Source organism: Paenibacillus sp. FSL H8-0283 (assembly GCF_045040675.1).
Taxonomy (GTDB): domain Bacteria; phylum Bacillota; class Bacilli; order Paenibacillales; family Paenibacillaceae; genus Paenibacillus; species Paenibacillus amylolyticus.
This window is the reverse complement of record NZ_CP150295.1, coordinates 5,121,661-5,133,798: the sequence shown is the minus strand read 5'-3', so window position 1 is coordinate 5,133,798 and position 12,138 is coordinate 5,121,661. Positions and strand designations below refer to the sequence as shown.

The following is a 12,138-nucleotide window of genomic DNA, read 5'->3' as shown; positions in this document are numbered from 1 at the left end:
AGGGTCTGTTACGCTATTACATAACGAACTGCGTTTAATCTAAGTTTGGAGGGGAAACCATATGTTTTGTTATCAGTGCGAACAGACGCCGAGTGGCGGGTGTACCGTGGTAGGGGTATGCGGCAAAAACGAAACAATCGCAAGTTTGCAGGATACGATGATTTTTGCGTTAAAAGGCATCGCTGCTTATGCGACACATGCACGCCAGTTGGGATATTCTGATCCTGAGGTAGATCGGATTACACATGAGGCATTATATATGACATTAACGAACTCGAATTTTAATGTACAGGAACATCTGGAGATGGCGATGAAGGTAGGTAATGCAGCAATCCGCATTATGGATGTGTTGGATCGTGCACACACGGACCGCTTTGGTGTACCGCAACCGATTACGGTTAGCCAGAACCAGATTGAAGGACAGTGCATCGTGGTAACGGGACATAATCTGTATGCATTGGAGGAGTTGCTTCGTCAAACTGAAGGGAAAGGAATCAACATCTATACCCACTCGGAAATGTTGCCTGCGCACGGTTATCCTGCGCTGAAGAAATACGCCCATCTCAAGGGTAATATCGGCAAAGCCTGGTACGATCAGAGAAGACTTTTCGAACAATTCCCGGGTGCTATTCTTGCAACGACGAACTGTGTTATGCCGATCAAAGGCACCTATGCAGACCGCTTTTTCTCCTACGAAGTGGCGGGTCTGGAGGGTGTGGCCAAGATTATGGATGATGACTTCTCACCGCTGATTGAACGTGCATTGTCTCTGCCTGCGGCTAATGTACAATCGGAGCAAGTCTTAACGACAGGATACCATCATGAGACCGTGATTGGGCTTGCGCCCGAGATTATTCAAGCGGTGAAAGACGGGCATATCCGTCGATTCTTCGTTATTGCTGGTTGTGATGCGCCAGGCAAAGGTGGCAACTACTATCGTGAACTCGCGACATCCTTGCCGAATGATACCGTAATTCTGACGACTTCCTGTGGCAAGTTCCGGTTCAACGATGTGGATTATGGTACGGTTGGAGACACGGGTATACCGCGTTATATCGATCTGGGTCAATGCAACAATTCCGGTTCTACGGTGAAAATTGCAATGGCTTTGGCGGATGCTTTTGGCTGTACCGTGAACGAGTTACCTGTCAGCATTGTGCTGTCCTGGTTTGAGCAAAAAGCAGTTGCGATCCTGCTTGGCCTGTTCAGCCTCGGCATTCAGGACATTCGAATTGGACCAAAGCCGCCTGAGTTCATATCGGAAGGTGTCTTGGATGTACTCGTAGATATGTTTGGTCTGAAGTTAATTACAACGGCAGAAGAAGATATGAACGCGATGTTGGCACTGTCATAGGATGAGGATGTATATTTACGTGCATCGCCATCTGATGACTGCGAATGTCGGATGTGAGTATGAAGAGTATGACTCATAAGTACAGATGGATAAGAGCCTACATAAGAGTAGGCTTTTTTGCTTTTTCGACTTTCATAGGTCCATATACCTTGTACAAATGAACATGCAATGTCAGGGAAATTAGTTTTTTTATCCTATTGAAGTTTTTTCATGGAAATGTGTATATAGATAGAGGCATATTAGATCATAACACATCACAAAACACGGGTTTACCGTAATATGAGGAGATTGTACATAATGCATAACACACAGATTGAAGATTGGTTGAAACTCGCAGGTGGCAAGGAGAACATTAAGCTCGTAGAACATGATAAGGACACAACGACACTGGTGCTGAAGGAAAGTACACAATTGAACATGTCGGTTCTTGCCTCCGCAGATGTTGTAGCAGATATTCGGGTAACAGGTGAGCAGTGCCGTCTGGTAATAAGAGATGAATCTTCACTTATCTACAATACGCTTCAGGGCGTGGGGGAAGATGAAGGAACAGCGTTGCAGGAAGCGGGACACGCGAAGAAAAACGGATTCTCGATCTTACATTTTGTATCCGATGTATTCAGGCCCTTGATGCCTGCAATTCTCGGAGCCGCTGTTATTAAAATTCTAGTCGCCATTATTGCGTTAATGGATACATACAGTTCTGCGGACTCTTCTGCGTTGATGGACAGCCAGACCTTTACGATCTTCAGGATCATTGGAGACGGTGTATTTTATGTACTGCCTATATTGGTAGCAATCAGCACAGCGTATCGGTTGAAGAGTAATATCTATGTTGCAGCATCTATTGGCGGACTCATGTTTTATCCGGAGATGACCATGCTGATGTCAGGGGAAAAAGAGGTGCATTTCCTGGGTTTGCCACTTGTGTCCCAGCCTGCTTTTTACTCTACGCCCATCTGGGTCATTCTCACGATCTGTGCAGCGGCCTACCTGGAAAGAGTCATTGAACGATGGAGTCCAAAATTCTCCAAAGGGATGGTTGCTCCATTCCTGACGTTACTGATTCTTGTTCCGCTAGTATTGATGATACTTGGTCCAGTCGGCACCTGGATTGATGAATATCTGCCGGAGGCATTGAATTCACTAGTAGCTAATGCTCCAGTGTTGTCGGTGATGTTACTGGGAGCTGTCTTCTCACTGATGTTAATTATAGGATTACACTACTGGCTGATTGCCATCATTATTAATGAAATGGTTATGAATGGTGGTTCTATGGTGATTGCTGCCATGTTAGTGGCGATTGTTGGACAAGCGGGGGCTGCGCTTGCAAACGGAATCCGCTCGAAAGAGCCAACATCCAGAAGACTGGCTTTCTGGGCTACTGGAACAGCCCTCCTTGGAGTGGTAGAGCCTGCATTGTATGCGGTCAACATGAGAAAAAGATCCTCTTTCTACGCGGCATTGCTGGGTGGAGCTGCGGGTGGACTGTATTTTGGATTGTTATCTGTCAATGCATTTGCTATGGTGGGGAATCCGAGCTTGGTCAGTCTCCCGCTCTTCATCGAAGAGGGTGGCCTGAATCTGTTACACACTTGCATTGGTGTGGTTATTGCTTTCGGTGTCTCAGGTGGACTAACGTATTGGATGGCAGGAAAAGGACAGAAACGGGGACAGGGGTCACCGAAACCCAGCATTGAGTAATACGTAAAACGTACTAATTGAAAAAGTAGTATAAAAGTTGTAATAAAGAGCCTGTACCTGATGGTGCGGGCTTTTTTGTTGTGTTTTTCTGATTAATGTAAGTATGGAATGTACAATCGCTGTCCACCATTTTATTCAAGCCATAGCTTGTTGGTTATGGAGTTGTCATGTATTTTGATATAGTGAAACCTATAAATCTGGATTACTAATCCCTTTGAAAGGATAACCTATGTCTGACAACATGGAATGGATTGCTCAATGGAAGTCAACGAATGCACTAAGCAACACATGGATAACGAAAGGCGAGCTGCATTACTTTCCCAGTCACACCTTGATATTTATCATTGATGGAAAAGCGATCTGGAATATAAATGGACACCGAGTTCACGTCTCCTATGGAGAATTAATTGCGGTTGAAGAGAACTCCGTAATGGAGGTCATTGAAGGTGGCAACCTGGATCTGGCAGGCTGGCATGTTCAGTTCGATACATATTCGGTGCTGCATGATAGACGGGAAGCTGAGAAGTTCGAATGGCGGTTACCGTCAGGAGAGGCGTATCAGAAAGTGCAGCTGTCCGGTGGAGGTCTGGCAAGTATCATTCAGCATTGGAGTGAAGTGCATACACCGGATCAGAGTGCAGAAAGAGTTGGCAATCAGCATTTGTTATATGAGTTGTTAAGTAATCTATATCGGAAACAGCCGGATAACGAGTTGAAGCCAGAACACGGTATACTTCGCTCCATTGACTACATGCAGCAGCATTATGATCAGGTCATTACACGTACACAGTTAGCTCAGATTGCCGGTATTAGTCCATGGCATTATTCCCGCAAATTTAGTGAGCGATATGGTAAGCCACCTCTGGATTATCTGGCCCACTACCGGATCTATCGCGCGCAGGAAGAACTGATATTAACCGCTGCAACCTCACAGGATATTGCCAAAAAGTCTGGATTTGAAGATGCTCATTATTTTAGCCGACGCTTCAAACAGTTGACTGGCGTATCACCTAAGATATATAGGCAGACGATGACGCAGCGCAAGATGGTGTCACTTTCTCCAATCTGTGCAGAAATTATGATTCATCTGGGTGTCATCCCCCATGCCGTAGTGGTCACCCCAATCCTGCTGTCCCCACATCACCATGAACAATTTATAGCGCATGGAGTGCAGATGCTGGAGGTAACACAGTATGAGGTGGAGATAGAACTTGTTCGACAAGTTCAACCGGAGATGTTGATAGGAAACGTATTGACGGAAGAGGTCAAAAGGGAACTGCGCACAATTGCACCGATTCTAACCGGACTTCATCAAGATGTAGAACCAATGCTCGATCAATTGGCAACCTGGTTTCTTAAAGAAGAAGATGCTCATAGACTGCATCAGCAGATGAAACACGAAGTCAGCGTAGCTAAGCGACAGTTGCAACCCATCATCCAATCCGCAGCCACAGTCATGTTGCTGAGGGTAGAAGCGTTTGGTTATCGATATCTGGGGGGGAATTCACACGGGGTATCACACTTGTTATATGAACAGCTTGGATTAACACTGCCGCAAGCACTGGATTCAGGTACAGCATGGTTTAACCCATGTTCGCTTGAACTACTCACACAAGCCAATCCCGATTATCTGTTTGTGGAGAAGCGGATCATGCAGCACTTCAGCGCTGAAGAGAATATGAGGAAACTATGGGAGAGTCCGCAATGGAATGACCTCAAGGCTGTGAAAAATAATCGGGTATTTTACGTAGATACTCACCTGTGGGTAGACGGTCACGGAATTACGGGTCACACTCTGATTCTTAATCAGATCATTCGCCATCTTACGGAATCTCTTCATGAGAGAGCACAATAATCCAACTGAATACGCACGATATGCTATGGAAGCAACACTTCTTATTTGATACTATTTGATAATAATTATCATTATCAATATACATAAGGGGCGAAGTATATCATGTCACGAAGATTTAAAGGGTTTGGTATCATGCTGTTGGTGATTAGTGTAATGCTGGCGGCATGTTCCGGTGGAACCAAGGAAGAGAACGCAACAGCTGGAACAGCAGGCGCTCCAACTGAAGGAGTAGCGAGTACTGCAAAAGAAACAGCGACTGAAAGTGGGACTAAGGTGGTGAAGGATCAGTTTGGAGAAGTAACGATTCCAACTCATCCTCAAAATCTGGTTGTGTTTGATTCGATCTATGCCGAGTATCTGATTGAGATGGGTGTTACACCCCAAATCGTTTTGTTAACTCCAGAAGTTGAAGCGGAATACCGCCCTGATTATTTGAAAGAACATGGAGTCCAGATCATTGAAGTCGAGCAATATCAATATAACTATGAGCAGTTACTTGCATTGTCACCGGATATGATCCTTGCAGCTGGCGAAGGTATGGAACAGGGCGTATATGACGAGTTGTCCAAAATCGCTCCAACGGTGGCACTGGATGCCAACAGTGAAATGAAACGTGCTATGCCAAAGCTGGCTGCCATATTTGACAAGAATGAAGAATCTGCCAAAGTACTGGCTGAATTCGATGAGAAAGCCTCACAAGCGAAAGAGAAAATCGCGGCAGCCCTGGGAGAAAAGACCGTATTGGTTCTCCGGGTTGAGCACAATCGTTACCGTTTCATGGGTCCCAAAGGAGGAAGTAGCAGTGTTTTCTTCTATGATATTCTTGGTCTGAATAGTCCTGAAGCGATCAAAGACTCTACAGATTGGTTTAGCCAGTTCTCCCTGGAATTCTTGCCTGAGATGAATCCGGATTATATTTTCCTGGAAGACAGAACCCTCGTAGGTTATGACACGAAGAAATCCATGGAAGATCTGAAAGCAAGTCAAGTGTGGTCGAATCTGGAGGCTGTGAAGAATGATCATGTCTTCCCGTTGAAGACAAGCCAATTTGTATCAGGTGTAGGTCCGATTGGCTCTGTAAAATTGATGGACTATGTTGTTGGAAAGTTGGTGCCTTAAATGACTGTAGAGCCTCAACTGGATATTTATGATATTACCATCGTTGGTGGGGGACCTGCTGGAATGTACGCCTCCTTTTATAGTGGCATGAGAGCCATGCGTACCAAAATCATTGAAGCCAAACAGGAACTGGGTGGATTCATGCGTACGTACCCGGAGAAGCTGATCTGGGATGTGGGCGGGGTTGATCCGATTCGCTGTGAGAAGCTGATTGAATCGCTGGAGAGACAAGCGAGAACGTTCGATCCAACGATTGTGTTTGGGCAGGAAATAGCCGAGCTTGAACGACGTGAAGATGGTGTATTTGTACTCATGTCTAAAACAGGGGAGCGCCATTACACACGTACCATCCTATTATGTGCGGGTAGAGGCATGACTCAGGTGCAAAAGCTGGATGTCGAGGGTGCTAATCGGTATGAGCTGTCAAATCTGCACTATACGATAACCGACTTGTCCCGATTTGCCGGGAAGCGTGTTCTGATCTCGGGTGGTGGCGATTCCGCAGTTGACTGGGCGAATGAAATGGGCAAGATCGCAAGTGAAGTTACGGTAGCACACAGACGTCATGAGTTTACTGGACACGAGTCGCCAGTTGCTCAGATGAAAGCTCAAGCCAACGTCATGACGCTATTTAGCATCTCACGCTTATACGGTACAGGTGACAAAATCGATCGTGTTGAGCTAGCCCATGTAGAAACTGGTGAGATCACATATGTTGAAGTGGATGAAGTTGTCGTAAGCCATGGGTATGATCGTGATTTCGGTAACCTTGTGCAATGGGGACTGGCGCGTGAAGATTACGGCGTATCCGTTGATCAGCGCATGCGTACCAACATTCCAGGCATATTCGGAGCGGGTGATTTCATCACTTATGGAAGCAAAGTTCGACTGATTGCAGGTGCTTTTAACGATGCGGTGCTCGCAGTCAACAGTGCCAAGACGTATCTGGAACCTGCTGCTTCCGATATGGCGGGTGTCTCTTCCCATAATGCCCGTTTTTATGAGAAAAACAAAGCTCTCTCTCCAATACGTAGATAGGTTTGCACGGAGGGAAGGCAATCTGAAGAGCCCGACACAATTTCGAGATCTCCTCGAAATTGTTCGGGCTTTTTTCAATAGAATGATGAAGTAAGGAAATGAAATACAAGTTGAAGAAATGATATAATCATAACAAAGAAATATGAAAGATCACTATGGGAGGTAGCAGATGAAAAAGATAAACAAATTTATATCTTCTCCTCTTGAATTTGAGGTCTTGGAGCATGACCAGGTGATTGCCAAAGTGAAGTTGGATTATAGCAATCAAACGGTTGATGTATGGCAAGATCACAATGTATCGCCTGTGTTTCTTCCTTTTCCAAACAAGTCCAAGGTGACCGTAGGGGATGTACTAGATTATTTCGAATCAAGATGTTTCCCTCGCACCAGACATCATGCCGATAAAATTTTGCAATCATTAGGTCTGAATGATTATGTAGCTTCGGAGATCGTAAAACAAACACATGGTGTGTTATATGATGATTATGTCTGGATTAGATTTTCTAATGAGGAGTTGTCTTGTGCTGATGTCCATCCCCGTTTTGCAGGTGAGCAAGGATTCTCGTAAGACTTTTGTCAGTAGTAGCAAGATTTTGAGATAGTTGCTCAAATTTTAAGATCCCAGATTCGAAAGTATGAACACTTATTTGTGTAACTAGATAAAATATGTTGACGTATCCATATTGAAAATAGCGACATATTCATACCAAATAAAACAGCGCCACCTGAATCGTTCTGGTGGGCGCTGTTTGTGTAACCTTTTTTGAGCTGGATAAAAACTTGAATCCCAGATTGCCGATCTTGGCGAATGGATAGATGATTTTCTAAGGAACTCAGGACATCTTATTTGGCCTTCAGCTCCTCTTCTTAAATTCTAAGGAACCTCAGACACGTTATCTACCAAAATGCCCTTATAAAAACACTGAAAACGGCTTGTTAATCGGATATAGAGTGTCTCAAGTTCCTTAGATTTCTGCACGCGCTTCAAATCGTTGAATAAGACGCCTCAGATTCGTTAGCGCTCGCTCCATATTTTGATCTAACCGGCGGCGAGCCGAGAGAACGACCCTGAATCCCGCCCAAAGCGAAGCTTTTCATTGTAAGGAAGAAAATCTGCTTTCACGACGTCTTGATCGCTTGCTCGTACTTGAAGGGCACGTTCTCATACATTCAGGATTCAGTGCGCTTGCCTACGCTGAACACGTTCAGGTTCGGTTTCGGGTCTCACTAGATTTGAAAACTCGCGCTAATTCAGCTCAGTCTGTCCACTTGCGAGTCGATCTGCGATCTCTTCGGCTTGTAGAATGGAGGTATAGGGATCAGCAGTGAAATATTTATGAATATCCAGTTTGTAGATATGGTCGTTCTGCACCGCAGGCAGATTGTCCCAGACGGTAGGCAACAGGGAGTGATCTTTCGTGCCTTCTGTAACCATCATCAGCAGGTAATCACCTACATACTCTCCAAAGACCTCCGCGCTAGCTTCCAGATTTTCTTTGCCTTGGTCCAGAAGATCTGATTTTACCTTGGGTGCCGGAGTTAGTCCAAGCAATTCATAGGCTGCTCTTTCACCACGATTGGCGCTGTTGCCGATAATGGCTGGGTTCTTCAAAAAGTTAAAATCGGCAACGGTGAAGGTGGCACCGTCCGGAATGACACCTTTAATTTTGGCCTGAGCTACTGCGATCCGTTGTTTAAATGATTCGTTCCAAGTTATAGCTTCTGCTTCGCGGTTCAGAATCTCGCCCATGGCTGTCACTTCTGCTTCCATGGAATCATACTGATCGGGTACGAATACGACAGTCGGAGCGATTTTGGAATAGGTCTGAAATTTCTCCTGGTCCCATGTGATAATCAGATCCGGTTCCAGCTCTACCATTTTCTCAAGTGAAACCTCACTATGGTTACCCAAATCGGCGCTATCGACAAGTTTGTCACGCAGGAAAATTCCATAATCCAGCAGGCTGCTTGGCACACCAACGGGTGTTACGCCGACAGCCAGAACATGTCCTATATTCCAGTCAACGACAACCCGCTCCGGGTTGAGGGGGACTGTAACGTCTCCCATCATCGTGGAGATTGTTCTTGTCTGTGGTGTGGTGTTTCCTGTTTCTGTTGCCCCAGGTTTCACCGTCTCTTTCTGGTTACAACCACTAATGAAAATGGCCATGATCAGCAAAGCAGGCAGGACGATACGATACCAAGCTTTCTTAGACAACATGACGAACCCTCTTTCTAATTGATAATGATTTTCATTTAATATAACTCTAGAGGCAATCTGACGATTGCACAATAACCGATTCGGAAGCGGAAGCATAACCATTTCAGAACTCAATCGACAGGTTGAACTGAGAATGATTATCATATATGATGAGGCGAAGCTTTGGATGTGGTAACGAGGAAACACAAAGAAAGGTCCATGACGATGAACATAGAAGAATACGGGGCATTATGGGAGCATATAACAATCCGATTACTGGATATTCGAATCATTACCGTTAACATCAGTGAAGATCCTAATACGTGGACGCTTCCCTCGAATGCTTTTTTATTAATAACGAATGGCAAGGGGCAGATCTGGCTTGGGCAGGTGATGCATCAGATTAAAGGGACATATATTCTGCACGCCTCCAAAGGAACGAGCCTGGATTGTCTGGCTAAGAAGCCGATGGAAATACATATGTTGTCTTATTCGTCACCAGAGTCAGAGAAGCCAAATACTGAAAGATCCCAAACATATACTGGGTCGGAGTCTTTGCAAGTAAGTTTTGGTTTTGAACCAGCATATCCATTGCCATTAATTGAGATCATGCAGTTGATATACAGACAATGGAATGAACTACAGTCAGCAGGCCGGATTCAAACCAAGGCGCTGTTCTACCAATGGCTCGCCGAGATGCTGAAACAAATGCAGGAGCAGAGGTTTAACGATGCTAAGCTGGATCGGGTAGATCAGGCGGTGCATTATATGAAACGTCACTACGGGGAACCACTCAAGATAGAACAGGTAGCTGAAATGCTGAATTGTAGTCCAAGGTATCTGAACCAATTGTTTCAGCTTCAATTAAATACGAGTCCCAGTCGTGTGCTGTCACAGATTCGGATGGAACAGGCATTAAAACTAATGGTGAGCACAAATGGGACCTTACAGGAAATCGCGGAGAGAGTAGGCTATGAGAACGGCTACACGCTAAGTCGTTATTTCAAGAAACATTATGGTGTATCTCCTGAGTTTTACAGAAAGCGTCGAGAGTGCAGTGCTCCAGATGTAGCCCTGCAAACATCCCCACCACATGCCCTTCTGGAAAGTCATTATTCGGGATGGAGCGAACGAACGGTACCTATAGTTGAAGCTGACAAAAACCAGCCAAAACAGAAGATTATAGATTTGAAAAGAGTCCAAGAGTGGAAATCCTCGGCAGCCGCGTTGCCAAGAGCCAGAACTCGGATACTTGCCACAAGCATGGGCGAGATTACGATACCTAACAAGCCTAGCCGTGTTGTCGTCGACTGGAATTTGGGAGAAGTGCTGGCATTGGGAGTGACGCCTCTCGGAGCGCCGCATTCACTCATTGAAAGTAACCAAATGCTGGAGCCTTATATCTATAATCAAGTACAGGATATCGGCAATCATAATTTTATCTCGCTCGAAAAAGTGCTTGAACTGGAGCCCGATTTGATTATCACCTGGAATCCTGCTGCCTACGCTTCGTATGCCCGGATTGCGCCTACGGTGGTCTATGGAGGGAGTGGTTACGGCTCTGTAGCAGAGGGGATTCGAGAGATGGGACGTATTCTGAATCGCCAGACAGAAGCCGAAACATGGATTAAGGAATACGGGCGGAGAGTACATTCTTTGCAGCAAACGATCCCGGGCAAGGTCTCGACAGAGAAGACATTTACCGTCATTGATCCGAACTGGGGAGAACATATTACCCTTGTGGGAAATACGGGAACTCGTGGAGGTAAGGCAGCCTACGGGTTACTGAACTTGAGGCCAGCAGGCAAGGTTCGCCAGGAACTATTGGAGCCGGGCCTGGAATACCTGGATATTGCGCGGAGTGCGGTAGGTGGGTACCTGGAGGACTACCTGTTGGTGTTGGATAATGGTCCAAGACACGGACTTGATCAAGCTTCAGGCAAACCATGGCAGAAGTCCATCGAGACAGATCACTGCCGGATTATTAGCCTTGACTGGAATAGATATTTCCTCTCCGACCCGTTGTCTGTGGTACTTCAAGCCGAGGAAATGGCAGACCGGATTATGGCATATTAATTGTCGCTCACGCAATGAGCAGTAAGACTTATCGACCAGATATCATATATGCATATCCCGAAATGAGCCAACCATATATGTGAATATCTGGTGAATTTCTCGATGTTTAAGTCCATCATAGTTTATTCTCTATTATACTTAATGAAAACGGACGAGGAGATGGACTCCAAATGAAGAAACAAATGTGGATCATTGCAAGTGTTGCAGTTGTAATTGTAATCGGAACCTATCTGTTTGCAAGCAATACGGGTAAGGATAAGGCGGGCACAGCCAGTGCGCCCAACATCCGAAAATTGGTGGAAGATATCAGCACAGGAAAAGAAACACCGGAATCTGCCTCCATTAATGCCAAACAGTTAATCGTCACCGATCAAGATGAAAAAACCATTACATATGATTTGCCTGAGAACGAATTTTTCCTTTCCATTGCACCCTATGTGGACCAGACCCATCCCTGTACAATTCATAGCTTGACCGGTTGTCAGGGGGAAATGATTAATAAGGAATTCAGTGTTACCATTCACGATTCTCAAGGCAACACTTTTATGAAAGATGAAGTGATGAAGTCTGGTGCAAACGGATTTATGGATTTTTGGGTGCCTAGAGACAGAACCTATTTGATTCGTATTGTTGGAGATGGAAAGGTTGCAGAAACGCAATTGTCTACATATGAAAATGATAATACATGCATCACTACGATGCAGTTGAGTTAACAGCAATCAATAGAAGGGAAGGATGGCTTTTGAGCTATCCTTTCCTTTTTTATTTGATAAAAGAATGGGAATAAGGTACTTT

At 45.2% G+C, this 12,138-nt stretch carries 9 protein-coding genes; 8 read left to right on the top strand and 1 reads right to left on the bottom strand.

The genetic code is table 11. From position 1 onward, the window contains the following. Positions 1–61 precede the first annotated feature (61 nt). The 6 genes from hcp to MHI52_RS22720 all read left to right on the top strand — a co-directional run bounded on the left by hcp (position 62) and on the right by MHI52_RS22720 (position 7,635). Complete coding sequence (hcp, locus tag MHI52_RS22745) at positions 62–1,354, top strand: hydroxylamine reductase (RefSeq protein ID WP_036617450.1); 1,293 nt, start codon at positions 62–64, stop codon at positions 1,352–1,354. A gap of 297 nt (positions 1,355–1,651) precedes the next feature. Further along, the gene (locus MHI52_RS22740) at positions 1,652–3,055 is read left to right on the top strand and encodes a PTS transporter subunit EIIC (protein WP_405157679.1); all 1,404 of its coding nucleotides are present in this window, start codon (positions 1,652–1,654) and stop codon (positions 3,053–3,055) included. A 229-nt stretch (positions 3,056–3,284) separates the two neighbouring features. Further along, positions 3,285–4,910: a helix-turn-helix domain-containing protein gene (locus tag MHI52_RS22735; protein ID WP_405157678.1), complete on the top strand. Its 1,626-nt coding sequence runs from the start codon at positions 3,285–3,287 to the stop codon at positions 4,908–4,910. Between the two features lie 102 nt (positions 4,911–5,012). Further along, a complete protein-coding gene (locus MHI52_RS22730) occupies positions 5,013–6,029 on the top strand; it encodes an ABC transporter substrate-binding protein (protein ID WP_405157677.1) in 1,017 nt (338 codons plus the stop codon). Further along, positions 6,030–7,067: an NAD(P)/FAD-dependent oxidoreductase gene (locus tag MHI52_RS22725; protein WP_405157676.1), complete on the top strand. Its 1,038-nt coding sequence runs from the start codon at positions 6,030–6,032 to the stop codon at positions 7,065–7,067. It begins immediately after the preceding gene. 169 nt (positions 7,068–7,236) lie between these two features. Continuing rightward, positions 7,237–7,635 carry a hypothetical protein gene (locus tag MHI52_RS22720; RefSeq protein ID WP_405157675.1) on the top strand — a complete coding sequence of 133 codons (399 nt, stop codon included), beginning with the start codon at positions 7,237–7,239 and terminating at the stop codon, positions 7,633–7,635. A gap of 678 nt (positions 7,636–8,313) precedes the next feature. Here MHI52_RS22720 and MHI52_RS22715 read toward each other — a convergent pair. After that, a complete protein-coding gene (locus MHI52_RS22715) occupies positions 8,314–9,288 on the bottom strand; it encodes an ABC transporter substrate-binding protein (RefSeq protein WP_405157674.1) in 975 nt (324 codons plus the stop codon). 198 nt (positions 9,289–9,486) lie between these two features. Between MHI52_RS22715 and MHI52_RS22710 the strand changes: the two genes are divergently transcribed. Together MHI52_RS22710 and MHI52_RS22705 are read left to right on the top strand one after the other, a co-directional pair. After that, complete coding sequence (locus MHI52_RS22710) at positions 9,487–11,343, top strand: helix-turn-helix domain-containing protein (protein WP_405157673.1); 1,857 nt, start codon at positions 9,487–9,489, stop codon at positions 11,341–11,343. Between the two features lie 170 nt (positions 11,344–11,513). Beyond that, entirely contained in the window at positions 11,514–12,056 is a 543-nt protein-coding gene (locus MHI52_RS22705) for a CueP family metal-binding protein (RefSeq protein WP_405157672.1), read from the top strand. Positions 12,057–12,138: the final 82 nt, after the last annotated feature.